We start from the raw sequence: 24,942 nt of genomic DNA, 5'->3' as shown, positions 1-24,942 counted from the left end.
CAGCGGCGCGGCGCCGGTCCGTTTGCCCTATACGACGCCCTCTGCGTCATAGAGGCGGGCATAGACGATGCGCAGCGCCTCCGGCAGGTCATCGGCCACGAGGCCGGGGCCGGCGGCGCGCGCCGCCTCCCCATGCACCCAGACCGCGGCGGAGGCGGCCTCGAATGCCGGCATGCCCTGCGCCAGCAGGCCGAGGGTGATGCCCGCCAGCACGTCCCCTGCCCCGGCGGTCGCAAGGTAAGGCGGCGCATTCTCCGCAATTGCGGCGCGACCATCGGGCGCCGCCACCACCGTGTCGGGCCCCTTGAGCACCACCACGGCGCCGAGCCGCACCGCCGCAGCGCGGGTGCGCGCCAGCTTGCCGGACGCGTTGCACACCTCCGCCTCCTCATGGAACAGGCGCGCGAATTCCCCGTCATGAGGTGTCACCACCAGGGCCTGCGCCTGCCGTGCGAGATCGGCCACCGCACCGGCGGCTCCGGCGTAGGAAGTGAGCGCATCCGCATCGAGCACCAGCCGGCGGCCCGGCGCTGCCAGGGCGGCCAGCCGCCGCGTCGCCTCCCCCACCCCGAGGCCGGGGCCGAGCAGCACCGTATGCAGGCGCGGATCGGCGAGCAGGGCCGCAAGATCATCCGGCCCCTCCATGGGCCGCGCCATGATCGCGGCGTAAGAGCCCGCCTGGAGCGGCAGCGCCGCCGCCGGGCACGCCACGGTCACGAGGCCCGCCCCCGCCCGCAGCGCGCCCCGTGCGGCCAGCCGTGCGGCGCCGCAGGTCCAGGCGCCGCCGCTGACCACCACCGCGTGGCCGCGATCATATTTGTGGCCGCTCCGCCGCGGCACCGGGAATGCCTCCTCCCAGAGCTGGGGCCCGTTCACCCAGGCGCGCGGGCGCACCACCTCCAGCGCCGCCTCCGGAATGCCGATGTCGGCGACACGCACCCTGCCGCACAGGCCCCGGCCCGGCTCCAGCAGGTGCCCGGGCTTGCGGCGGAAGAAAGTGACCGTTTCCACTGCAGCGGCCGCGGCGCCCCGCACCTGCCCGGTGGCGCCGTCGAGGCCGGAGGGCAGGTCCACCGCCACGATCGGACGCCCGCAGGCCGCCATGCGTTCCACCAGCGCGCGCGCGTCGCCATCGAGATCGCGCGAGAGGCCGGCGCCAAACAGCGCGTCCACGATGAGGTCGGCGGCGGCGAGATCGACCGTGCGGGCATCCTCCAGCGGGCCCGCCCACAGCGCGGCCATGGCGGCCGCATCCCCCGCGAGATGCTCGCGGCTGCCGAGTAGGGCGAGATGGACCCTAAAGCCGCGCCCGGCAAGGATGCGCGCCGCCACGAACCCGTCGCCGCCGTTGTTGCCGGGGCCGCACAGCACGAGCACGCGTGCGGAGGGCGACCTGCGCGCGACGACCTCGGCCACCGCACGCCCCGCATTTTCCATCAGATCGAGCGAGGGCACGCCCATCTCGACGGCGCGGCGGTCGGCCCGGCTCATTTCCTGGGGATCAAGAAGCGCGTACACTCTGGTTTCCCTCCAGCGATGCCTAGTTCATGCACAGCTTCGGCTGAGCGGACGAGCAGCGGCGGCACATTTATTAGGCATTTTGGTCATTTTTCGTGCAACCACGAGCTTGTCCCTGGCCTCGCGGCGGCATCCCCCCGTGGACAGCCTTGTGGCACGCATCCTGCTTAATCCTCGCCGGCCCGACCCAGCGGCGGCGGGTTGGGCCACCGGGAGACGGAGCGCATGAAGAAGATCGAGGCAATCATAAAGCCCTTCAAGCTCGATGAGGTGAAAGAAGCGCTGCAGGACGTGGGCCTGCAGGGCATCACCGTCACCGAGGCGAAGGGCTTTGGGCGCCAGAAGGGTCACACGGAGCTTTATCGCGGTGCCGAGTACGTGGTGGACTTCCTCCCGAAGGTGAAGATCGAGATCGTGATCGCCGACGAGATGGTGGAGAAGGCGGTCGATGCGATTCGTCGCGCAGCCCAGACGGGACGGATCGGCGACGGCAAGATATTCGTCTCCCCGGTAGAGGAAGCGATCCGAATCCGCACCGGCGAATCCGGCCTCGACGCCATCTGACGCCTCCCAAGATTCCACCTGAGTTTTTCCCAGAAAGGCAGACATCCACATGACGACCAAGACGGCCAAGGACGTTCTTGAGCAGATCAAGGCTGAGGACGTGAAGTACGTCGACCTGCGCTTCACCGATCCGCGCGGCAAGTGGCAGCACGTCACCTTCGATATCTCCATGGTGGACGAGGAGTTCCTGACCGAGGGCACCGCCTTCGACGGCTCCTCCATCGCCGGCTGGAAGGCCATCAACGAGTCCGACATGCTCCTGATGCCGGACCCCAACACCACCACCATCGACCCCTTCTTCTCGGAGACCACGATCTCCATCGTCTGCGACGTGCTGGAGCCGACCACCGGCCAGCCCTACGGCCGCGACCCGCGCTCCATCGCCAAGAAGGCCGAGGCCTACGCCAAGTCCACCGGCATCGGCGACGCCGTGTATTTCGGCCCCGAGGCCGAATTCTTCATCTTCGACGACGTGCGCTTCAAGGCCGACCCGTACAACACGGGCTTCAAGCTCGATTCGGTCGAGCTGCCCACCAATGGCGACACCGAGTATGAAGGTGGCAACCTCGGCCACCGCGTGCGCACCAAGGGTGGCTACTTCCCGGTGCCCCCCATCGACAGCGCCCAGGACATGCGCTCCGAGATGCTCGCCTCCATGGCCAAGATGGGCGCCGTGGTCGAGAAGCACCACCACGAGGTGGCCTCCGCCCAGCACGAGCTCGGCCTGAAGTTCGGCTCGCTGGTCACGATGGCCGACCACCTGCAGATCTACAAGTACTGCATCCACCAGGTGGCCAACATCTACGGCAAGACCGCGACCTTCATGCCGAAGCCCGTCTTCGGCGACAACGGCTCGGGCATGCACGTCCACCAGTCCATCTGGAAGGAGGGCAAGCCCCTCTTCGCCGGTGACAAGTATGCCGACCTGTCCGAGTACTGCCTGTGGTACATCGGCGGCATCATCAAGCATGCCAAGTCGCTGAACGCCTTCACCAACCCGCTGACCAACTCCTACAAGCGGCTGGTCCCGGGCTATGAGGCGCCGGTGCTGCTGGCCTACTCCGCGCGCAATCGCTCGGCGTCCTGCCGCATCCCCTACACCAACAACCCGAAGGCCAAGCGTGTCGAGGTCCGCTTCCCCGATCCCGGCGCGAACCCCTACCTCGCCTTCGCCGCCCTGTTCATGGCCGGCATGGACGGCATCATGAACCGCATCGATCCCGGCTCCGCCATGGACAAGGATCTGTACGACCTGCCCCCGGCCGAGCTGAAGCAGATCCCCACCGTGTGCGGCTCGCTGCGCGAAGCGCTTGATTCGCTCGCCGCCGACCACGAGTACCTGCTGAAGGGCGACGTGTTCCAGAAGGACTTCATCGAGTCCTACATCGAGCTGAAGATGGCCGAGGTGATGCGCTTCGAAATGACGCCGCACCCGGTCGAGTTCGAAATGTACTACTCGGTCTGATGCGGCGTGCGGCCCGTCCTGCGGGCCGCACCTGTCCATCGGCACGTTTCTGCGACTGGGGCGCCTCCTGCGAGGCGCCCCTTTTCTTTTCCCGAGCCCGCGGCATGCCTTTGGAAAACTCGATGCCGGGTGCTTGCCGAACGAAAACACCCCGCCTATAAGGCACGAGCGCTTAGCGCCCTTCGTCTATCGGTTAGGACGCCACCCTTTCACGGTGGAGAGAGGGGTTCGACTCCCCTAGGGCGCGCCATATTACCTCTACGTATAAAATTTCCTGAAATAGCAGGGCATTAGAGGTGCGCCAGAGGCGCTTGCGTACCCCAATCCGTACCCCCGCAGCGTACCCCAAGGCGCCGCAGGCGCATCACTGCCGCCCCAAAGCCTCCTGAGAAAGAGGCAATGGGACCCCAGCCAGGACCCCAGATGTCGTAGGCGATTGCCAATCGCTTCCCGACAGCGGCCTCGAACGGGTCAGGCCCGTGGTTCGCAAATCGGCCATGCAGGCGCTCGCGGGCGATGGATGCGGCTATCCAGGCATGAAGCGGATCGCGGTAGGTGCCTAGGTGGTAGTGCTTACCCATATGCTGGACGCCCGCGCCGAAGCTCCCGCCGGCATATCTCACACCCTTGAGGCCGACGCGCCCCACCTTGCCAGTTCTGCGGTTGTTCAGGTTGTCCCGATGCGTCCCCATTCGCAGGTTGCTCCTGCGGTTATTGAGGGGATCGCCGTCAACGTGATCCACCTCCATGTTGATGGGGCACTCCGCAATCCAACGGTGCAGGTAGCAGGCGCCGGGGTAGCCACTTTCGCTACGGAGCCACCCTCGAACAGCGTAGCCGTCCGCGTGTAGGTGCCAGTTGTAGCCGTCCACCTTATCGAAGTCATCGCGGTCCACGATGGCGACTTTGTCATGACCAAGCGGGATGTAAACATGGCTGGCGTCCGCTTGAAGCGGGCGCTTTACCTTGTAGCCGCGCTGCCTACCATGGCCTTGAACTGTCCATAAGGTGTTTGAGGTGTTCATGTAGCCTTTCTCGGTTCGTGTGTGCTGTTGTTTTGGTGATTTACAGATGGGCGGAAGCACACGTCACACGGGACGGCCCGCGACGCCCCCCGCTACGCCGCCGCCTCCTGCAAGCACCGGTAGACGCTCGCCCGACCGATCCCGAGGCGCCCGGCGATCTCCGTGGGGCTCACGCCCTTCAGCCCTCACTCCCCCTCCCCGACCACCCGCTGCACCGCCGAGACGCCCACCCCCAGCGTCTTCGCCACCTTCAGCATTCCCATGCCTGCGCCCGAAGCTCCCTGATGCGAGCCTCCGTCTCAGCGCCCACCGTGGGCCGCCCCAGCTTCTTGCCCTCCGCCTTCGCCCGCGCCAGCCCTGCGTTCACCCGCTCCCGGATCATGGCCCGCTCGTACTCGGCGAAGACGCCCATCATCTGGAACATGGCCCGGCCGGAGGGCGTCGAGGTGTCGAGGGCCTGCTGGTGCAGGTAGAGGTCGGCACCACGGGCGTGAAGCTCTCCTAGGAACGCCACGAGGTCCGCCATGGAGCGGCCCAGGCGGTCCACCGACCACGCGGCCACCATGTCCACCTCGCGGCGCGTCACGGCCTTCAGCATGGCGTCGTAGCCGGGGCGCTGGTCGCGGCCCTTGGCGCCGGAGATGCCGGCATCCTCGAACACGGCCACCACCTCCCAGCCCGCCTTCTCCGCCACGGCCTGAAGCTCGCGGCGCTGGTTCTCGGTGGTCTGCTCGGAGGTGGAGACACGCAGGTAGAGGGCGACGCGACGGCGGGCCTTGGGCGGCATGACAGGGGCTCCAAGGGCGGACGGCATACATACCGACAACAAGTGTTTACGGCATGCGTCAAGCGCCCTCCGCAAACCCGCATGGATGCGTGGTCGGAGAGACCGATTTCCGTGGAGGGTTTCGGTATGGGCCTGCGCCCGCCTTGGCCATGGGGGTGCCATAGCGAGGCGTGCAGCAGTGGGCGGCGGCCCTCTCCTCAGCGCAGGAGACGCATGGATCGCCTGGGGGACCCACTGGCGAGCTTCCGGTTCGCTGGGAAGCAAAGGGCATGGACGCCCATGATGGCCGCTGGTGGACTCGGGCGCGACTTGCCAGACGGGCGCGTGACGTGTGCGCGGTGTGGCGCGAGGGCGCGGCCGGATCGCGCGGGCGGCGTCCTGCCCAGGCGCGAAGGGGCACGGGGGGTGCCGCGCGGTCTTTTATCTATCGAGGGGGGTTCAGAAATTTGCCCCGGATTTTGCCGGGAAGCCTCGACCGGCAGGAAGGAGCGTTGCGGCCGCCTTGGCACTGCTTAGGCCCGGCTGAAGAGGCGTGACACGACACGGGAAGGGGCGCTTGGTGGTCGAGGTCATTCCGGCTTCGGCTGGCCTGAGGGCTTCGGCCCGCCCACGCGGGTGCCGGGCGTGGCATTGCCCATGCGGGCGAAGGTGGCCTTCATGCTCTCCATGGCCTGCACGGCCTGCATGGGGCTCGCAAAGGCCCCGAGGAACACGGTGTTCCCCTCAGGGTCATCCAGGGTCGCCTCGAAGAGCTGCGACACCGGCGACCACACGACGCCGGGAATGTGCCGGGGGCCTTTGCCGTCGCTGAGGTCCACCAGGGCCATGGCCTGAAGGGAAGGCATCAGAGGCCAGCCCCTTCGGGCGGGCGTTCAAATGCCCGCACCGGCCATGCCCTCGCCATTGCCCTGCTTGGCCGCATGCCGGGCACGGGCGGCGTCCTTGGCGTCTTCGGAGCGCTCCACATCGGCGAGGTAGGCGTTACGGGCGTTGCGGCCCTCCGTGGTGCCCAGGTCGAACAGGGGCCGGGGGCGAGTGCCATCCTCGCGCAGGGTGGTCGGGGAGAGGTCATAGAGGCCGCCGGCAACCATGGCGGCCGGGATGTGGCTGCGGTCGGCGGTGCCGTAGAGGGCGTGGCCGGGAACGGCGGTGTCGGGGACGGTGGTCATGGTGGGTCCTTTCGTTGATGGGTCGGGGTGTGGAGGAGGTGGTGGTGGTCAGCCGCGCCGGGCGGAGGGACCCACGCCGTGGGCGGGCATCAGGCCCGTGCCACCGATGGCCGCAAGGCGCTCCTCAGCCCACACAGCCGCTTGCGCCATGGCCTCGGCAAGCACGCCGTAAAGACGCCGGTCCTCATGGCCGCCCTCGGCAAGCTCAAAGCGCAGCTTGGGAAACTGTGCGGCCACCTCCCGCAGGCTGTGCGCAGCCTCCAGGAAGCCTATCGTGGTCTCCGGGGTGGGCTTCCAGGTGCCCCACGGGGGCAGGTCGCAAACGACGCGGGACGTGCTCAACACCTCCACAGGAAGCCCCTGCAAGCCCGCGTCGAAGACCTCCAGAAGGGCTTCGGCCACGGCGATTGCATGCGGCTCGGGACCGGGGTGGGCGCCGGCCAAAGGGGCAGAGGTCATGGTCGTGGCGGTGGAGCCGTCCTCGTAATGGGTGGTGACCGCGTAGCAGATGGCATACGCGCCCTTGAGGGTGCTCTGCGGCGAGCCCCTGCCGGCGGCTGTAATCGTGATGCCGGTGGGCTGCTTGCTGTGGGTGTCCGAAGCCATGAGGCGTCCTTTTCGTGGGAATGCCGTTGAGCCGCTCGATGCGGCGTCCTTGGGACCCGCCAGAGCGGGCTTGAAGAGAGGAACGGCGGGGATGGGCAGGGTGCCGCGTGACCGCATTCCCCCGCCCCGGCCGCTGAGGGCGACGGGGGCGGGGGTGCGGGTCCTTGAGCGCCGCGCGGGGCCGTCAGGACGGCGAAGGCGACTTGGGAGGACGCGGGAGGGAGGTTATTCGCCGCCGTCGTTGGCGCCGGGGGCGAGGATGCCGGCGGCGCGAAGGGCCGCCAGCAGGGCATTCAGTTGAGTGACAACGTCTTCGCTGCCAGCGGCATCAGCCACAGGAGCGGCAGGCTCCATGTCGCGATGGTAGAAGCCGGCGGAAACCGGGAGGTCATCGCTCGCCGCCATCGTTGGCGCCGGAGGGCATCACGCCACCGCCCCGGTCGCCAGCTCGATGGCGCAATCCGCGCGGAGCACGTCGTGGCCACAGAGATACTTGGCGACGAAGAAATTGCCTTGCCGGCGGATTTCGTATTCGTTCTCCACCGACAGGTCGAGGAGCTGCACGGTGCCGGCGGCGTACTTGTTGAAGACCAGACCCACGGTGGTGGTGAAGTCGCCCTGATACTTGGCGGGGCCGGTCGTCACGTTGGTGGAGGGGACGTTGTTGGACTTCACGATGGGCAGGCCGGCGATGGTCTCGACCACGCCCGAGGCCACCGCGCCCTTGGCGCCCAGGTTGGTGTCCACCAGCCGGTCGCGCTGGGCGAGCAGGTAATACTGCGCCGGGCGGAACACGGCGTAGCGGTCCTGCTGCCCCACGTTCTTCTCGTCCAGGGTCTGGGTGGCGGTGAACAGGGCCGCTTCCAGCTTCGCCGGATCGGTCTTCATGGCGGCATCAGTGATGCGGGAACCGCCGCTCCGGCCGGTGAGGGGCGAGGTGGAGCGGGCGGCGAGGGTCAGCACGGCGGCGAGGTGGGTGTCGTACTGGTAGGCCAGTTCCTGCCCCAGCTCGGCGCTGTAGATGCTGCGCACGTCGTAATGGTTCATCGCCTCGTCCACGTCCGCGATGAAGGTGTTGGACTGAAGCAGGTCATCCACGGAGATGGTCTTCTCCGCGTGGTCGATGGCGCTGCCGTCGATCCAGCTGCCGGGGGTGTGATAGGCCGAGCTGGCGCGGCCCACGAGCGGGAACTGGGCCGTCTTGCCCGCCGTGATCTGGCGGACGTAGGTGAGGGCCTTGAAGACGTTGTTCCGCTCGAACTCGGTCATGACCTCGCCGCCGAAGACCTTGAGGAAGAGGGCATCGACGGCGCCGGCCTTGTTGACCTGCCCGAGGCGGGAGAGATTGGTGTCACTATAAGCCATGGTGGGGAAATTCCTTGATGATGATGTGGAGGGTCGTGGCGTGGCGTCGCCAACTCCGCGTCGCGCGGAGCATCACGGCTCCCGGTAATTCTCCAAAGGCTCCGCCCCGTCGCCGTCAGGCGGCATGCAAGCCCTCGCAAGGGATTGTGGGGCGGTGGGCAGGAGAGCCGGCAGCGGCGGGCGGCGTTCGGCCCCCAGCGGGCTTGGCCCGTCATGGGTTCCCGACACGCTCAAGGAGTAGTTCCGGCCACGGGCCGCCCGCCGCACCTCGGCGCGGGGATGGGAGACCACAGGGGTGGAGTTCGCATGGCATGTTCACTCCGCGTGCGCGGAGCTTCGGGCGTCTCGCTTGTGAGCGATGGCGCGTCCGTTCGGGGGGGCCACGTCGTGGCTGGCGGGCATCATCAAGGGGTTGTGGCGCGGCGTGGGGTCGGACCACGGACACGTCAGTATTAGTGCCTCAGGAGGCGATCAGTCGAACTTGGGACCGAAGGTCTTCACGCACCAATCGACGCCCTTGGGCGTGAGGTACATCTGATCGCGCGACCGCCCATCGGGGCACGGGATGGGGACCATTTTGGCATTCCCAGCGGCGACGAAAGCCGAAGAGGGATACCACTTGCCGTTGCTGGCCTTGCTTGCGGCCCTCTTGTTCTTCAGGCCGGCGAAGAGGGCGCTTTGGCTGATGCCGACCACCTTCGCTGTGTCGCGGACGGAGCGAAGCCCGTCGCTGTCGAGAAAGGCGTCGTAGGCGTCCGCCTTGGGGCCGGCGATGGCGAGGTTTTCCTGAGCGGATGCAAGTGCCTTTTGAGCGGCTTCCTTCTCCCGGTACTCCTCAGCCCATGCAATGGCGGCTGCGGCGGGGTCCGTGAAGTCCGGCAGGGCGGGCTTAAGCCCAGCGACCTGGGCTTCCAGCTCCTGCCAGCGGTCCACGATCCGGGCGCGGAGCGTGATGCTGTAGCCGCTGACGAGGATCATCGTCTCGCGCTTAGGGAGCCGGAAGATTGGCGATTTGATCGGCGAACCGCCGCTCGGATTGGGCCGGTCAACCGTGTCCCCAAAACTGGGGAGACGGTCATGGCCGTTCAATTCGGCCAGCATGTTGCGGATGTCCCGCATCACGTGGTCGTGCCGCTTCCCCGTCAGCTCGGCAATTTCCAGGCTGCTCATGGTGAGCGGCCCGCCGGAGCTGCGGCCGGTGGCAGGAGCGATGGCAGGAACGGCGGCGAAGGTCGTGGTCGTCGGGGCCGTGGATGTGGCCGTGTCAAGCATGCGTTGTCGGTGCTCCTTCATGGGGGCGTGAAGAGAGCGGCGCCGTATCGGGATTGGACCGAACACGGGTCGCATGGGTGCCACGGGCGCACGGAACCACCCTTCTCAGGGAGAGGGCCGGACGATACGCCAGGGGAAACGAAGAGGTGCCAGCCCCTCCCGCCCGCCTCGTGGGCGCGGTGAAAGGAGAAGCCCGTGTGCACGGGGCCGATGGAAGGGGCTGGCGAGGGGGCCCGGCGATGCCGGGCGAGGCGCTACAACGGCTGAGGGCTGCACAGTCTCGGCCGGAGCGCGGACGGGGGCGGCGGGAGCGCGGAGGGCATGCGTGGGCGAGGCAGCACATTGCCGCCCCTCCTGTCCCTGCCCCTCCCGGCGCTCACCTCGACACACCCACCACCTCGGCGGGGAGCGGATCGAGACGCCGGGGGCGGCACGTCAGGGAGGAGCGGCAGTGCTCTTTCCTCGACACACAGGAGCCGCTGGCGCTGCCCAAGTGTTCTTATGAAGTGGATTTGCGGGGGGCGTCAGGCCGCGTTGGGACCATCGGGAGCCGGCTGGATGATCTCGACAGGGCCGGTGAGCCCCTCAAGACGGTGCATCCGCAGGCGAACCTTGCGGCCGTCCTCGCGCTTGGAGAAGCGGGCGGCGAACGGTGACTGGCCCGGCGAGGCGATGACGTGCCAGTTATGGCCTTCCACCAAGGGCGCGTCGGCGGCGCTGAGGCGGGCCGTATAGCCCATGCTCAGGGGCACGAAGGCGAAGCCGCCCTCCACCACCACGGGGCGCACGGTGTGGCCCCTGGTGGCCGCCTTGCCCGCGTCACGGGCGCGTTTCTCGCGCTGGTCCAGTGTCTTCTTGGCCCTCTTCTCGGCCTTCCGGGCGACTTCCTGTTCGGACGGGGGCAGGAACAGCCGGCGGCGCCATTCGGCAAGGCCCTCGAAATCGGGCACCTCGGGCCGGCGGACCCATCCCCACAGGTCGTCCAGGCCACCGCAGCCGGCAATCTGCGCGACCACCATGGCCTCGGCCCGGTAGAGGCGGAAGATGCTCAGCAAGGCGGAATGGCCGGAGCCGACCACCGGGGGCCACCACGCCCATGGCAACCTGCAATGGGGGTAGCCGGTCGCGCGGGGGAACGGGCTGTGCTCGGTGGGCGCGAAGGGCACGGCCAGGATGTCCGCGTCTCCGGCCCACAGGTGGCGGACGTGCAGGAACTCTTCGCTGCACCCCAGCTTCATGCAGCCGGGGGAGCCGTCGAGGTGGGCGAAGATGTCGTCCACGCCGGCATGAAGCTTGGCGATGTGGGCTTCGCGCTCCCGATGGGCGCGGTAGGCGACCACATGGGCGTTGTGCGGCTCGCCGGGGGCCGGCTCTTCCTCGTCCTCTCCGTCGTGCTCGTCGAGGGGCGGCAGCGTCTTCGGAGGCGGGAGGGGCTTCCATGAACATGGTGGGTCGTCCTGCGCTGGCGGTTGGAGGATGAGGACCACGAGCCCTGACGGGCTTCCTTGGGAGGGTGGTCGGTGGAGGGGACGCCATGGGGCGGCGATGGGGGTGCCGTTCCGGCCGGGAGAGCAAATGAGGACACAAAAAAGCGCAGCATGAAGCTGCGCGTTGGCGGTCGGAGTTAGGCCCTCGTGCAACCTAAGTCATCACCTTGAAAACGCGTGACTTTTCAGACCCCTCGCCCCACTCCACCAGGGTCGTGATGAAGCCGGCCCGAGGCGGGATGCCCAGGTTCTTGGCGGCGGCTCCAAGGTTGAAGAGGCCGTCCGCCGTGGCGATGGCGTCGAGGGCCTCGGCCTTGGGCTCGGCGATGGCAAGGCTTTCCTGGGCGGCTGCGAGTGCCGTCTGAGCGGCTTCCTTCTCCCGGTACTCCTCTGCCCACGCGATGGCGGCTGCGGCGGGGTCGGTGAAGTCGGGAAGCTGGAAGGCGGGCTTCTCGGCGGCCGCATTCAGCTCGGCCTCCATCGCGTTGAACTCGGCGATGTAGGCCATCTTGAACTGGAGCGCCTTGGGGCCCGTGAAGCCCATCGCCAGGAGCGTGAAGCCATCCCGGTCCATGAGGTAGGCGCGGTCCTTGCGGGTTCCGAAGCCAACCTTCACGTCCGTCTTAATGGGCCGAAAATTCGGCTCAATGGACGGAGCCTGAGAAATCAAGGCGTCGATAGCATCAAGCACATGCTTGTGCGCCTTCCCGAAGTAGGCCGCCACGTCCCGCGAGTTGGTGACGGGCCGCCCGGCGGCGCCGTGGGTGACGATGGGGCGGAGGGTGACGCCGCCGGTGGAAGAGGCGTAAGCAGAATGCGCGTTCATTTGGTGTGCTCCAAATTCCTTGAAGAGGACGCACCTCCCCTTGCGCCAGCAAGCTGGCCTTCCCCGGCGGTGGGTCGGCTGCGCTAAGCAGCGCTGGGCACCGCCAGGAGCGTGAAGCCGTCCCGGTCCATGTCGAAGGAGCGGTAGGTCTGGCCGTTCTGCGGGTGGACGTAGGGGTGTGCGGAATTTTCGGCACACCCCCCAGAGTTGGGGCGTGGCTCACGAGGATGTCGATGTCCCTCAGAACATGGTCATGCCGCTTCCCGAAGTAGGCCGCCACGTCCCGGTAGGGGCATTCCTGAAAATTCGGGGATGCTTCAGGGGTCTGGGAAAATTCCCCAGACTGGCCGGAGCCTGCCCCAGCAAGGCTCGGATGGCCTTGAGCACGTCGTTGTGGGGCTTCCCGAAGTACCGGGCCACATCACGCTCCCCTTCGGTGGCGCCACGTTCCACCAGGGCGTGGAGCTTCAGGGCGTGGGAAGCGTTGTCCTGGGAGAGGTCGGCAGGGCCTGGAGGCGCTGGCACATAGCAGCGTCAAATGGCCCCGCAGGGCCACTTTGGCGACCTACCCCGACCACCTGACGGCAGGCATATCCTCAACCAGGGATCGGGGCAGGCGAAGCCAGATACGGACCTGATAGAGGGTCTATATTGGGGGGTACTTCGTACACCCCCTCTGTAGAGGCAGGCAGGAAGGCTTCTTCTCAATGCCCCTGCAAGGTCCCTTCAAGCTATCTATAAGAGAACATGAAGGGTCCCTTTAAGAGTATCTTTAACTAATCCTACCCAGGGCATTAGGCCCTCGTGCAACCTAAGTCGAAACCATTGAAAACGCAGGGCTTTTTGCTGCATCCAATACGGCGGGGGAGAAGAAGACAAGGACGGTGGTCCTGCCCAATCCTCCCCACGGTATTCCTCAAGCTCCCCTGAAGTGCTCCTTGAGATACACCCGCAGGCAATGCTCTCGGCCGGGGCGCGCTCCCGTGGGACAAAACCCGATGCGCCCTGTAGCGGCCTGGGAGACTCTGGGAGCGGCATCCGCAGGGTGCGGCTGGGCAAGTAGCCGAACAACGCGGACGGGCTTCCCGGAGTCTCCCAGCCGCGCCTAGCGGCGCCTCAGGCGATCCTGAGGGCCTCACCCTCCTTCATCTTCCCGCTGGCTGTCCCTCCACGCCCACTTCACCTCATCCAACGCAGCATGGGGGAGGATGTAGGGTAAGCGTGACAGGATCGGGTCGGACAGGAAGCGGCCGAAGGTGAAGTTACCGCCGTTGCCGGGGCAGACCACGCCGAACAGGTCGGCATAAACCCACAGGTCGAGTTGCAGCCCCGCGACACCGGGCTTGAGCCAGTAGGAGGCAGCATCCGCGCTCTCGGGTAGCCGAACGGGGATGTCCTTCTCACAGGCCGTGATGCCGCGCTGAGGTGGCACGAAACCATTCGCAACATACTTGGCCACGGCGTCGAGGATGCGAGCGTGCTGCTCGCCCTGCGCCTTGAAGATGGGGGCCGTGGAGCGGGCGAGGGTGAAGGTGTTCAGGATGCCTGACAGCCCCGCCTCGACTTCCTCATAGGTCTTTGTCGGTTCGTCCGTCATGGCTCCGCCCCCTATCGCCAGTTCCGCAGGTCGCGAAGAACAGGGTCCGGGAACAGGAGCACGGTGGCCCGGCCGTGTGCCGCCAGCTTCGGCGGAGCGGGCCATTCGATGGGTTCCAATCCCTCGTCACGGCACGCCATCTCCATGAGGGCGAGCAAGCCCGGCTTCCCGTATTTGTCCACCCGCTCGAAGAACCCATTCGTGAGGCACTCGTTGGGTTCGTCGAGGAAATCAAAGCCACGCCATTCCGTCAGGGCGAACCAGTGGGGAATAGAATACCAGCCGACCGGGGGCGCCGGATCAAGGTTCAAGCAGTCCCGAGGCGACCACCCATCCCACGTCACGATGTCCGTGGGGATGTCTTCGACCGTACAGCCGAATGGAGTGGAAGAGAACGGGAGGGGATAATGGAGGCCCGCCGGGAAATGGCGCGATGGTGGATTGATTGCCTTCAGAGAAGAGGCATCGAAGGAGCTATTATGCATTTCAGATTTCATGGATGATGCCCTGATTTTTGGATGGATCGACAGGAATGCATTGCATGTCCTGCGATCAACATTCAGCCGAGCATGCATCCGCCGTCCAACGAGATTTTGGAATCAATCAGCCCGGATCGATTCATTTCTGTGACGCATGCGCGGGAGCGCTTCAGGAAGCGTGGGGAGGCAATCCGATGGCGGAGGCTAGGGAAGGAGCCCGGAGGGGCGGAATGCCTCTCCCAAGGTTCCACGGGCGACTGTAGGGGCCGCGCGGCTTCACCCCTCGCTCGCGAAGTTCGCCCTGCCTTCCAGAGTAGCGAACTCATCCGCCAGCCAGTCCATGCCCGCCAGCGTAACCATGACGCGGACACCTTCTGTCACAGTGCCATCGGGCAAACGAAGAGCCACCGGCTGGTTCACGAAATAGCCCGCGTCAACATGGTCTTGATCGGCGGCGTAGACAAATTCTTCCCCGTCCGGCCCTCGGCCGTTGGCGTCCACGTCGATGACGGGCAGAGCTTTGGATGCATGGGCCATTGTAGCGGTACCTTTCTTGACGCTTGCCCCATCTCGTGGTATGCAACGCGCCATTGATACGAGTTTGATTGGTGCCCTCAGGTGGGTTGCAGCCCGGTCCTGTGGCGTTGAGTTGCAAAGGTGCTGCGGTTTCCGCCGTCCGCTTTGAGAAGCGTGACGGTGATGTAGCGCAGACAAGCGACTTCCGGCCTCCGCAAGGTCCATGGCCTGTCACTTCGCCCGGTCGTATTCAGCCCTTCAGCATCACACTTCCTAGCCGGTCCGATATTTGTTCGCCCTCGGGTCCTTGGGGTCCGTCGCCGGGGCGTCGTGCCCGTTTGACGTAGCAAAGATGCTCACGGACGGGTTGGGCGTCAATCAGCCGAGGGCCTGTGAATAAAAACGCAAGGGATTTTTAGTCCGCTGCGTCTCCTTTTTCTTCACAGAACCGGAACCACTTAACGGTGTAGTGGCGACGGATTTGGTGACGATTTTGTCGCTACAAACGCAAATATCGCATAACACACGCGCTTAAATCGCATATGTATGCAGCGCGGCCACGACAAGCCCGAGGCCCGCGCCTTCCAGGATTGGGTGACGCGCGTAGTGCTCCTTGCCATCCCGAGGCTCCGGCGCAGCCGGAGTGACAAGGACCGAGCCTACATCATGGGCGAGGAGAAGGTCGCCACCGAGGAGGTCTCCGCCGAGAGCATCGCCGACCTCGTGGTCGCCGCCCTCGGCAAGAAGGGGCTTCTGGGAGACGTGGGGAAGCGGCTCGAATTCCTGATGCGACGGACCGTTGTCGAGAACTTCCGCCCCACTTTCACGGCGGCAACAACCTGCTACGCCCAAGCTCCTGCAAGCGCCCTCCTACTCCGTTTATATATGAGCCACCACAACCATACGACGCGATTCGCTCTTGCGATAGTTGCTCACAAATTGGAGGAGACGCACCGTGGCTCTGTTTCTGCACAGTGAGGAGCTGAACAAGGCTGTCCGAGAGATCGCCCAAGAAGATGACGCGAAACTCGCTGTCGCATTCTGGGGTCGTGGCGGCTTGGAGCTCGTCTCTCAAAGCGCAAAGATTATTTGCAACCTGAAAATGGGCGGAAGCAACCCATTTGAATTGCAAAATATCGAGAAAAAACTGTCGCCTGGTAACATTCGCCAATGCGATACTCTCCACGCAAAAATCTACCTCGGCCGCACCAAAGCGGTCGTCACCTCCGCGAACGCTTCAGCAAACGGACTGGGGCTGGAGGCTGGAGAACAGGCAGGATGGCTGGAGGCCGGGGCCCTCGTCACCGACATTGGCCCAATTCACGATTGGTTTGATGCCCTATGGGAGGGCGCAGATACGAAGAGCATCAGCGCTGAGGATTGGAAGGCGACGGAAGCCGCTTGGAGCGCTCGGCAACGCCGCAAACCCACCCTTCGCAGCTTCCGCGACTTTGATGTAACGCAGGCACGATTGCCAATGCCGCTGCCGGTCGCCAATGAGGACTGGGACTACAACGAAAAAGCGCTTTCCGAGTCCGGGAATGCGGAGAACAAAACATTGCGGAACCGGATCGATCTTGGTGTAGAGGTGCTATATAAATCTGACACTGATATTATGGAGAATCGTTGGGCTTTTTATTGGCAATCTCGAAACTCGCAACCCTACATGCCGAAAAAACGGCAGTCATTCTTGTGGACATTTATAGGATCTGAATTTCTTGAAGATGCATTTATATGGAATGGATCTGATGAATACAGTGACGCACTTCTGTCTGCAGAAGAGCAGCCTCCATGTCCATTTGACGCAAATAATAACAATTTCTCAAAAGCATTTCAAAATGTAATATCTCGCCATGAGTTCTCTATATTTCGACTTAATTACAACGACGAGGCGTGGTATGCGAACGCAGAGAAAATATTACATGACTTCTGGATTGCTGTAAAAAAAGAATATGAGGCCAATCTATAGTGTAGAGCGGCGGAGCCGGATGCCCCCTTGCCGGGGCTCGTTCACCTGCCGAAAGGCGCCCCGGCAAGAAAACTCAACGCTCATACCGCTACGCTGATCTGCTCCATAAATTAAAGCACATCGTACGCATCTTGACGTGCCATGAGAAGCCACTTGCAACTCTCAGTCGGTGAGCGCTTCGATCTCCGATCTGGTCGGCCCAACAGGACGTAGCTGCCTCAGGATAACGCCGCATCGGCATGGGCAACAGGCCGACTTCCGTAAAGGGGCCAAAGACATCAGCCAGGGCCCCGGCCATGAAGCCCGGAACACCCTGCTCCCCCCATATCGGTCATTCCGGGTGGCGCTCCGCCTTCGCCGGCAGCTCCACCGCCTCCACGCACCGCCGTGCCTGTTCCAGCAGCGGCCCTGCCGAATACCGCCCCAACGTCATCCCCTGCCGCTTGTGCCCCACCACCACGGCGATGATGCTTTCGGGCTGGTCATCCCGCCACAGGCAGTTGCACTGCCTCCACACACGCCCGTTTCGCCTCCATCCCTGCCGCGCCAGGATATCTCCCCATGGTCATGGGGAGCGGCCCGGCCTCCTTGGAATGCCCGACCACATCCGCCAGGGTCCAGGCGGTGAAGCCCGTGGCGCCCTGTTCGAGGGCTTCCACGGCCTTGCGGATGAACCAGCGGCGGAACGAATGGAAGTCCGTGCGGGCCTGCCTACGCCCCTCTATGCGCTCGGAAAGCTTCAACTCGCGGAGGAGCCGGGTGAATGCCTGGGAGGCCGGCGCACCACGGGAGCGGGCCTCGTTGCGTTGCTCTGGCAGCTCATGGAAGAGATAGGCATCAGGCCCCTTCCCCTCGCATCGGCTGGCGACAAGAGAGGCGATGACGGGATGGATGGGAACGTCACGGGTGGCGGCATCGGTCTTCCCCTGCCCCACCCGAATGGCGCCGTCCCGCACATTGCGCACCCGTAGCTCTGCCAGTTCCCCCAGGCGCATACCCGACAGGGCCGCCAATCGGCAGAGGTCCCCGAGGACGCCTTCGGCTCCGGCAAGGATGGCCGTGACCTCCTTGTCCGCAAACGGGCGCTTCGCCCCCTCCCCCTCCTCCGTCTTCACCTTCTTCAGCTTCAGGCTTTGCCGCTCCCACGGGTTGCCGGCGGTGGCATGGCCCCGCTTCTCCATCCACTTCCAGAGAGCGGACAGGCCTGTAATCAGCTTGTTCGCCGTGGCGGGGTCCGCTCCCTTGGCAATGAAGACCTCGGACACGAACCGACCGGCCACCTTCCTGTCGATAGCCTCCACCGTCTCGGGGATCGAGGAGGCCCCGCACCAATCGAGAAACACCCGGACAGCCTGTTTCCGAGCTGTCTCCGTGCGCCCCTGCATAGTTCGCTTCGGCAAGCCATGCGGGCTCCAGGGGCGTGATAGGCGTTGCCCTGCCCTGCACCACACTGACAAACGACAAGGCGGCCTCGGTGCCGTGTCGCCGCTCGATCTCTTCCGCCCGCTCGGGGAGAAGGATTTCAGCCGTGATGTCGTCGCCCTGGGCAAGAGCTTCCCGCCACTCCATGGCTTCGGACACCACGGCATCCCCCCCGTCTTACCGCCCCCATTGGCCCGGTCATGAACCCGCTGCGCCTTCTCTATGGCACCCTTCAGGCTGGCCACCACGGGCCACTTGAGGCGGTTCGCCACGGCGAGGCTGTCGGTGTCGAGGGCGTGCTTCAGGCGCGTTCCAAGGGCACCATGGAGGTGTCGAGGCACGGCCAGGGAACCCGCCACTTGCCATGGTGCAGCTCAAGATACCGGCGGTCGGAATGGGGTGGACGGGGCATGAAAAGGTCGCTCTGAGTACCCGAAACGTACCCCACTTTGCGTACCCCAAATCGCCATTTTTGTAAATATTTTCATGTATTTCAAAGCCATCACCTGCCGGGTTGCCCCCTCCCCTAGGGCGCGCCATTTCCTGTAGGATTACGATCCTCTGACTGCGTCGTGCGTCCCGAGGTAGCGTGTTCGAGCACGGTTTGAGCGCCAACGGCGCGGAATGTGTTCGTCACAAAGACATCGCTCATCTTGTGGCCGTGAGCGGATCAGCGACGACAATCTCGGCTCAGGTTCCCACACGCGCTCGATGCATGAGCTTGCGCACCGCAGTGAGAAAGGCGCGGATCGCGTGCGGGTGACGGCGGTCGGCCTCGGATGGGAGAGCGGGCACCAGAACCAAGCTGCGCGGAGCCACCAAGGGGCGACACCGCCTCAAGACAAACGGCTCTGCCAGGTGCTCCTAACGCAATCGCGCGTCGAGGCGGGCGAGATCGGCGTCGTCCGGGCGCAGCAGCATGAGGCGGGCGACGAGGGCGCGGGCGCGCCGGATGTCGCCCGATCGCAGCGCCTCGTTCAGGGCGAGCGTCAGAAGGTCCGCATCGTCGGGGTTTCGCTGCAGCGCGCTCGCCACGACGGCGGAGCTTTCAACCGGCCTGCCCATGGCGTTGAGCGCGACCGCGTAGACATAGGCGTAGCGCGCATTCCCTTGCGCAAGGCGTACCGCCTGCGCCAGTTGCTCCAGCGCCTCCGCATGGTTCCGCTGGCGGATCAGGGCCAGCGCCAGCGCATGATGCGGCGCCGCCGCATCATGATGCACGGCGATAGCCCGACGCAGCACCTCCTGCAATTCGCGCTCGCGCCCCTGGAGACGGTAGAGATCCGCCAGATTGACCGTCAATGCCGGATCCGCCGGCCGGAGCTTGAGGCCGGCGAGGAACTCTCCTTCCGCCCCGGCCGCATCACCCTGCCGCTGCAGGAAATTGCCGAGATTGGCCCGCGCCTCGGCGCGGTCCGCGTTCACGCGCTGCGCAGCCTCATATTCGCCCCAGGCCGCCTCCAGCCTCGCCCGGTCGTCTTTCGAGAGCGTGGACGTCGGCTGATCGGCGAGCTGGTTCGCCGCCTCGATGCGGACACCGGCAACCGGATCCGCAAGCAGCGGCGAGACACGCCGCCACCGGACATCAAGCGGCGCGCCCGCCTGTCCCTGAAGGGCCGCGATGCGCACGAGCGGATCGGGATCGGCGAGTGCCTTGCGCTGGGCCGTTTCACTGGCCGTGGACGGGAAACCCTGAAGCTCCGCGATGGCCGTTGCCCGCACGATGGCGGGCACGGTGGGCGTGGACGCGAGAGAAATCAGCGCGTCACGTGCCGCTGGGTCACCGCGCCGCGCGTCGTGAAAGGCTTCGGCCCAGGTCTGGAATCCCTTGCGCTCGGGTCCGTGCCAGCGCTCCACGGCTTCGGCCGCCCAGCGCGCGGGCTTGTCCGCGTGGCAATCGTTGCAGGCGTTCGGCGTGCCGAGCCGCGCGGAGACATCCGGCCGTGGGATGCGGAAGGAATGATCGTGCCGGCGGTCCACCACCATGTAGGTGCGTGCGGGCATGTGGCAGGAGATGCAATCCGGCCCGTTCGGCCCCGGCGCATGTCCGGTATGGGCGGCGGTCTCGAAACGCTCGGGCAGGTGGCACTGTCCGCATACGGCGGCGCCCGGCGCGCGCAGCTTCGCCGAGTGCGGCTCGTGGCAGTCCGAGCAGGTCACGCCGCGCGCATACATCAGGCTCTGCTTGAAGGCATGATCGTTGAACACCTCGTCCCGCATCACTCCATCTGCCTCGAACAGCCCTTCGGAGAGGAAGGTGGGCAGATGAGTCTCGGTCAGCGGCTGGCCGGGCCGCCAGTTTTCGGAAAGGATGCTGCGGCGGGAATGGCAGCGCGCGCAGGTTTCGACCTCGTCGCCCGCCGGACGGGAGACGCCGTGCGCCGGACTTCCGGTTTCGGGATCGATCGCCCAGTCGGGGGCAGGGCGCGATGCCGCAACCGCGGCGAAGCCCTTATGTGGCCAGGAAGGATCGCGCGCGCCGTTCGCCCAGTCGACATGCCCACGCGCGGGCCCATGGCACGCCTCGCAGCCGATGCTGATCTCGGAGAAGCGCGTTTCGAAGCGATCCGCCGCAGCCTCGTAATTCTTGCGCAGCGCCGTCGAATGGCATTCGGCGCACATGAAGTTCCAATTCTGCTGTGCGCCGGTCCAGTGCAGCGGATCGGAGGGCGCGATCGCCTGGTCGGGGTAGAGGTGAAACCAGCGCTGGCCGCCCTCGGTGGCGCTTCGGGTGTCATAGGCGAACGGCAGCGCCTGCTTGCGGCCATCCGCGAAACTGACGAGATATTGCTGCAGCGGGTGCAGGCCGAAGGTTTCCGTGACCTCGAACGCCGCCGTCTTCCCGTCGGCGCCCTCGGTCTCGACCATGTAGCGCGCACCGTCGCGATAGAAACGGGCGGATGAGCCCTTGTGCGCGACGCGCACATCGCCAAAGTCGCCAAGCACGGTTTCCGTCGTGGCGCGGGCCATGGCGTGGGCGTGCTGGGAGGCGAGCCAGTCGCGGGTCTGCGTGGGATGGCAGCTCGCGCAGGCCGCGGAACCGGCGAAGCCTTCGGGCGCGGGCGCGGCCAGCGCGCCGACAGCTCCGGCGGCAAGCGCCGCCATCGCCTCCCCCGCCTGCGAGCGCGCGGGCGCGAGCAGGCTCACGAGGGCGATCAGGCCGGCGGCGGCGGCGCCCAGCGCCAGCGCGGCGGCGCAATTCCATATCGGCCGGTCGAGCCACGTCATCGGATCAGAACCGCCAGGCCAATGCCACCACCGGCCCGTGCATGGTCGTATTGTATCGGAACGTACCGGTCTTGGCGCCCTCTCCCTCATAGTCCTCGTAGAGGTAGCGATAGCCGAGGGCGGTGGAGAAACTGGTGGTCCACATGTAGCCGACACCGGCATAGCCGGTGCTTGAGAGCCGGGAGCCGACGCCGAACCCACCGATGTCGGCGATGGCATTGACGAACCATTTGTCGTTCAGCTCCCAATGGGCGAAGAAACCCACCGTCGGGTCGATCCACCATTGCCGCTGGCTGGCCGAGATGCCGATGGGCGACGCGACGGGAGTAAACGACAACGTACCCTTCACGCTCATGTAGCGGGCGCCGCCGGTGATGGCGAAGTCGAAGTCGGGGCGACCTGTCGGCAGCCTGTAGCCGATGGCGCCGGTGGCGATGGCCTGGGTCACCTCGGCATCGAGCTCACTGCCGCCGAATGTGCTCACTGCGCGGGTTTCCGAGAGCCTCGCGAAGACCACGTCGGCCAGGAGAAGCCATCGGTCGTTGCTGGCCAACAGCGAGCCCATGAACGCGCCGTTCAGATCCTTAAGCACCTGCGAAAACGGGATGTCGATCGCGGTCGTGGGCAGATTGCGCACGCCGATATCCCCCGTCAGCGAGGTCGCCCAGCCGTAGAGGCTGAGCTGATATTCCCAGGCCACCGTGGAAACCGGCGGTTCCGGAGGCGCCGCCGGGATGTCCGCGGCAGCGGCCGGGATGTCCGCGGCAGCGGCCGGGCGCGCGAGCCCGAGAAAAGCGAGAGCGCACGACAGGCCGATGGCCCGAGCGCGCCGGCGCACCGCCTTTGCGGCGTGTCGTGCCATGTTGCCCATGTTTCCTTCCGAGATCATTGTCTTTGTATGGGAGAGGGCAGCAGCGCGATTGGCCACCGCCGTCCTCTCTGCTTCAGGTCATCGAGGGCCCCGGTTCAGTTGCCCGTCGGCAGCGGCAGCGAGAAGCCCTGTTCCTTCAGGCTTTCCTGAACGTTTCTGAAGCGCTCATAGCCCGAAAGGGTGATGGGGCCGGAATAGGCCTCGCTCTGCGGCTTGCGCGGCGGATATTGGACATAGGTCTTCATCAGCTTCTGCACGGCCTCGTTGGCCGGAACGAGCGCCCAGGTGCTCGCGGTGAAGGTCGTCATGAAGATGTCGTAGCGTTCCTGCGGGTCCTGCTGCAGGTCGAACACCTGCGGGACCGTGGCGACATACTTCTCGGCACCCTTCCAGCCCAGATTGGTATCAACGGCGAGGCCGCCGGTGTGCGCACCATCATCGCCGCGCAGATTGAAGACGTACTTGAAATTGTCCACGCGCGCGGCGCCCGGCGAAAGCTCGTTCTCAGTGAAATAGAACCACTCGTGACGCGGCGTCTCGCCCTTGCCGAACCACACCGGGGTCATGTCGTAGCTGTCGAAGATGATCGGCTCGCCGGCGCGATCCTTGGTCGGCAGTGGAACCCCCGCGAGCGCGGCGAAGGACGCCATCAGGTCGAGGCCGCCGATGATGTCGTCGTTCTTCATGCCGGCCTTCACCTTGCCGGGGAAGCGGACCATGGAGGGAACGAGGTTCCCGCCCTCGCGTACGGTGCCCTTGGTCCCGCGGAAGGGCGTGTAGCCGGCATCGGGATACACATCCTGCCACGCGCCATTGTCCACCGTGTAGAAGACCAGCGTGTCGTCGGCGAGACCGAGCTCATCCAGCTTCTTCAGCACATGGCCGATGCGCGTGTCGAGTTCGACGACCGAATCCGCATATTTGGACTTCGAGATCGACTTGCCGATGAAATCCGGCGCCGGCAGATTGGGCTGGTGGTTCTTCATGAAGTTGATGTTGATGAAGAACGGAGTGCCCTTGTTCTTGGCCGCATCGTCGAGGAATTCGACCGCCGCCTTCTCGACGTACTCATCGAGGAACGGGATGCCCACGACGCCCTTTTCCGGCGTATTGACATACTCGCCGTTCACCTTGAAGTCCTGCTGCACCGGTCCGCCGGCATTGCCGGAAAGCGCGCCCTTCGTGACCTTGTCGAACATTTCCCGGAGCTTGGGATTCATGTCCGGAAACCACTTCGGATCGCCGTAGGTGTAGGCGTTGAGGTGGTAGAGGAAGGCGTACTTCATCACGTCGTAGCCTTGGGCGTTCGGCAGGGCATAGTCCGCCTCGCCGAGGTGCCACTTGCCCGTGAAGTAGGTCTTGTACCCGCCCTGCTTGAGCACCGAGGCCAGGGTCCATTCCGCGGCCGGCAGGCCGCCGCCCTGTCCCTGGAACGCCACGGTGGTCATGCCGGAGCGGTTGGGAATGCGGCCGGTCTGGATGGCCGCGCGGCCGGGCGTGCAGCTCGGCTGGCCATAGAAATTGGTGAACGTCATGCCCTCGGCGGCCAGTTCGTCGAGGTTGGGCGTGGGCATGCCGCGCCGCTTGCCGCCGAGATAGGGGCCGAGATCGCCCCACCCGGTATCGTCGGAGACGATGAGCAGGATGTTGGGCTTCCTGGCAGGCGCCGTTCCCTGCGCATGCGCACTGCCGACGAACGCAAATAGCGTCGTCACGGCAAGCGCGCACAGTGTTGTGTGCTTAGGCAGGCTCAATGGACCGCTCCCATTTTTCTGGATGACCCGAGCTGACGGAGGCCAACTCACTTCACGTCCGGAAAGATCCGCTTCCAGTCGTTCTTCATGTCGATGAGGACCCAGCCCTCGGCGGGAGCCATGTCCATGGCCTTGTCCAGGCGGCCGAAGGAGGAGGCCCGGTCATAGGCGTATTCGCGCACGGCATCGGTGTGATGCACGATCATGCCCAGGCGCGCGCCATCGCCCGCGGTCGTCCATTGCAGCATCTGGAGGTCGCCGTCCGAATTGCCGAAGGCCGCGATCGGACGCTGGCCGACATGCTGGTTGATGCCGACAGGCTTGCCGGCGCCGTCATCGATGAAGTCGATGTCCGGCAACCGGATCAGCGTCGGCTTGCCGTCAACCACTTCGAACCTGGTCTTGATGCTGGAGCCGACCACCTGCGCCGGCGGTATGCCGTACACCTTTTCCGACCACGGCCGCATGAACTCAATGCCCCCGCCGGAAACGATGTAATTGGTGAAGCCGTTCTCTTGCAGATATGCGAGCAGCTCCAGCATCGGCTGGTAGACAAGGTCGGTATACGCCTTTTTGAACCGCGGATGCCGGGCCCCGGCCAGCCATTCGGTCACGGTCTGCTGGAACTCTTCCGGGGTCATGCCGGCATGGGTCACCATGACCAGCTGCATCAGCCCCCTCTCGCCGGATGCGGCCAGCGCCTTCAGATCGCCGTCGATCGCGGCCCTGAGCGCCAGGTTGTCGCGCCATTCGGGATGGCTCGGAGCGAGCTCGCGGAGCCGGTCCAGCGCGAAGGCAAGCTGGGTGTACATGGGCTGCTCGACCCAGAGCGTGCCGTCATTGTCGAACACCGCTATGCGCTGGTCAGGCGGCACGAAGTCCTTGCCCTGCTGGTCGGTGACCTTTTTCATGAATGCTTCGATGGCCTGCTTGGCCGGCCCCTCGTTCCAGGAGGCCAGCGGATCGCAGAACGCCGGCGCGCCGAGAACGGCGAGCAATCCCACGACCCAGGCGATGCGCGC

General features: G+C 65.5%; 23 protein-coding genes and 1 tRNA gene. 5 read left to right on the top strand and 19 right to left on the bottom strand.

The genetic code is table 11. The features are described 5' to 3' along the window. Positions 1-27: 27 nt before the first annotated feature. A complete protein-coding gene (locus tag V5F61_RS02160; RefSeq protein WP_393990354.1) occupies positions 28-1,491 on the bottom strand; it encodes an NAD(P)H-hydrate dehydratase in 1,464 nt (487 codons plus the stop codon). Between the two features lie 252 nt (positions 1,492-1,743). Between V5F61_RS02160 and V5F61_RS02155 the strand changes: the two genes are divergently transcribed. The 3 genes from V5F61_RS02155 to V5F61_RS02145 all read left to right on the top strand — a co-directional run bounded on the left by V5F61_RS02155 (position 1,744) and on the right by V5F61_RS02145 (position 3,797). After that, a complete protein-coding gene (locus V5F61_RS02155; RefSeq protein ID WP_393990342.1) occupies positions 1,744-2,082 on the top strand; it encodes a P-II family nitrogen regulator in 339 nt (112 codons plus the stop codon). A 49-nt stretch (positions 2,083-2,131) separates the two neighbouring features. Beyond that, entirely contained in the window at positions 2,132-3,547 is a 1,416-nt protein-coding gene (gene glnA / locus V5F61_RS02150; protein WP_393990341.1) for a type I glutamate--ammonia ligase, read from the top strand. A gap of 175 nt (positions 3,548-3,722) precedes the next feature. Next, a tRNA-Glu gene (locus V5F61_RS02145) sits at positions 3,723-3,797 on the top strand. 40 nt (positions 3,798-3,837) lie between these two features. On the opposite strand, the gene V5F61_RS02140 is transcribed toward V5F61_RS02145, so the two are convergent. The 13 genes from V5F61_RS02140 to V5F61_RS02080 form a co-directional block, all read right to left on the bottom strand. Then, a complete protein-coding gene (locus tag V5F61_RS02140) occupies positions 3,838-4,572 on the bottom strand; it encodes an HNH endonuclease (protein ID WP_393990340.1) in 735 nt (244 codons plus the stop codon). Positions 4,573-4,822: 250 nt separating this feature from the next. Continuing rightward, positions 4,823-5,359, bottom strand: coding sequence for a recombinase family protein (locus V5F61_RS02135; protein WP_393990339.1), 537 nt, complete (start codon positions 5,357-5,359; stop codon positions 4,823-4,825). A gap of 569 nt (positions 5,360-5,928) precedes the next feature. Then, a complete protein-coding gene (locus V5F61_RS02130) occupies positions 5,929-6,204 on the bottom strand; it encodes a hypothetical protein (RefSeq protein WP_393990338.1) in 276 nt (91 codons plus the stop codon). 27 nt (positions 6,205-6,231) lie between these two features. After that, positions 6,232-6,528 carry an LbetaH domain-containing protein gene (locus tag V5F61_RS02125; protein ID WP_393990337.1) on the bottom strand — a complete coding sequence of 99 codons (297 nt, stop codon included), beginning with the start codon at positions 6,526-6,528 and terminating at the stop codon, positions 6,232-6,234. Positions 6,529-6,576: 48 nt separating this feature from the next. Beyond that, the gene (locus V5F61_RS02120; RefSeq protein WP_393990336.1) at positions 6,577-7,134 is read right to left on the bottom strand and encodes a hypothetical protein; all 558 of its coding nucleotides are present in this window, start codon (positions 7,132-7,134) and stop codon (positions 6,577-6,579) included. Positions 7,135-7,359: 225 nt separating this feature from the next. Then, entirely contained in the window at positions 7,360-7,539 is a 180-nt protein-coding gene (locus V5F61_RS02115) for a hypothetical protein (RefSeq protein WP_393990335.1), read from the bottom strand. An 18-nt stretch (positions 7,540-7,557) separates the two neighbouring features. Then, positions 7,558-8,499 carry a major capsid protein gene (locus V5F61_RS02110; protein ID WP_393990334.1) on the bottom strand — a complete coding sequence of 314 codons (942 nt, stop codon included), beginning with the start codon at positions 8,497-8,499 and terminating at the stop codon, positions 7,558-7,560. 471 nt (positions 8,500-8,970) lie between these two features. Further along, on the bottom strand, positions 8,971-9,669 hold the full coding sequence (locus V5F61_RS02105; RefSeq protein ID WP_393990353.1) for a Rha family transcriptional regulator: 699 nt from the start codon (positions 9,667-9,669) through the stop codon (positions 8,971-8,973). A 626-nt stretch (positions 9,670-10,295) separates the two neighbouring features. Continuing rightward, positions 10,296-11,258, bottom strand: coding sequence for a hypothetical protein (locus V5F61_RS02100; protein ID WP_393990333.1), 963 nt, complete (start codon positions 11,256-11,258; stop codon positions 10,296-10,298). A gap of 154 nt (positions 11,259-11,412) precedes the next feature. Continuing rightward, the gene (locus V5F61_RS02095; RefSeq protein WP_393990332.1) at positions 11,413-12,084 is read right to left on the bottom strand and encodes a Rha family transcriptional regulator; all 672 of its coding nucleotides are present in this window, start codon (positions 12,082-12,084) and stop codon (positions 11,413-11,415) included. Positions 12,085-13,219: 1,135 nt separating this feature from the next. Further along, positions 13,220-13,681 (bottom strand): hypothetical protein, encoded by a 462-nt coding sequence (locus tag V5F61_RS02090; protein ID WP_393990331.1) that lies wholly within the window; start codon positions 13,679-13,681, stop codon positions 13,220-13,222. Positions 13,682-13,692: 11 nt separating this feature from the next. Then, complete coding sequence (locus V5F61_RS02085) at positions 13,693-14,178, bottom strand: hypothetical protein (protein WP_393990330.1); 486 nt, start codon at positions 14,176-14,178, stop codon at positions 13,693-13,695. 258 nt (positions 14,179-14,436) lie between these two features. Continuing rightward, complete coding sequence (locus V5F61_RS02080) at positions 14,437-14,697, bottom strand: hypothetical protein (protein WP_393990329.1); 261 nt, start codon at positions 14,695-14,697, stop codon at positions 14,437-14,439. Positions 14,698-15,342: 645 nt separating this feature from the next. Between V5F61_RS02080 and V5F61_RS02075 the strand changes: the two genes are divergently transcribed. Together V5F61_RS02075 and V5F61_RS02070 are read left to right on the top strand one after the other, a co-directional pair. After that, a complete protein-coding gene (locus V5F61_RS02075) occupies positions 15,343-15,654 on the top strand; it encodes a hypothetical protein (protein WP_393990328.1) in 312 nt (103 codons plus the stop codon). Then, positions 15,632-16,645 (top strand): phospholipase D family protein, encoded by a 1,014-nt coding sequence (locus tag V5F61_RS02070; protein WP_393990327.1) that lies wholly within the window; start codon positions 15,632-15,634, stop codon positions 16,643-16,645. Before V5F61_RS02075 ends, V5F61_RS02070 begins: the two co-directional genes overlap by 23 nt. Positions 16,646-17,127: 482 nt before the next feature. Here the strand turns inward: V5F61_RS02070 and V5F61_RS02065 are convergent, their stop codons facing one another. From V5F61_RS02065 to V5F61_RS02045, 5 genes are all read right to left on the bottom strand, one after another. Then, the gene (locus V5F61_RS02065; RefSeq protein WP_445329458.1) at positions 17,128-18,030 is read right to left on the bottom strand and encodes a tyrosine-type recombinase/integrase; all 903 of its coding nucleotides are present in this window, start codon (positions 18,028-18,030) and stop codon (positions 17,128-17,130) included. Between the two features lie 901 nt (positions 18,031-18,931). Then, complete coding sequence (locus tag V5F61_RS02060; protein ID WP_393990326.1) at positions 18,932-21,295, bottom strand: cytochrome c3 family protein; 2,364 nt, start codon at positions 21,293-21,295, stop codon at positions 18,932-18,934. A gap of 4 nt (positions 21,296-21,299) precedes the next feature. Then, a complete protein-coding gene (locus V5F61_RS02055) occupies positions 21,300-22,166 on the bottom strand; it encodes a hypothetical protein (protein WP_393990325.1) in 867 nt (288 codons plus the stop codon). 95 nt (positions 22,167-22,261) lie between these two features. Then, complete coding sequence (locus V5F61_RS02050; RefSeq protein WP_393990324.1) at positions 22,262-23,881, bottom strand: arylsulfatase; 1,620 nt, start codon at positions 23,879-23,881, stop codon at positions 22,262-22,264. 86 nt (positions 23,882-23,967) lie between these two features. Beyond that, complete coding sequence (locus V5F61_RS02045; RefSeq protein WP_393990351.1) at positions 23,968-24,936, bottom strand: HAD family hydrolase; 969 nt, start codon at positions 24,934-24,936, stop codon at positions 23,968-23,970. Between the last annotated feature and the right edge of the window lie 6 nt (positions 24,937-24,942).

Source organism: Xanthobacter sediminis (assembly GCF_043195015.1).
Classification (GTDB): domain Bacteria; phylum Pseudomonadota; class Alphaproteobacteria; order Rhizobiales; family Xanthobacteraceae; genus Xanthobacter.
Note: the sequence above shows the minus strand (reverse complement) of the source record. Positions and strands in the feature narration are given on the sequence as shown.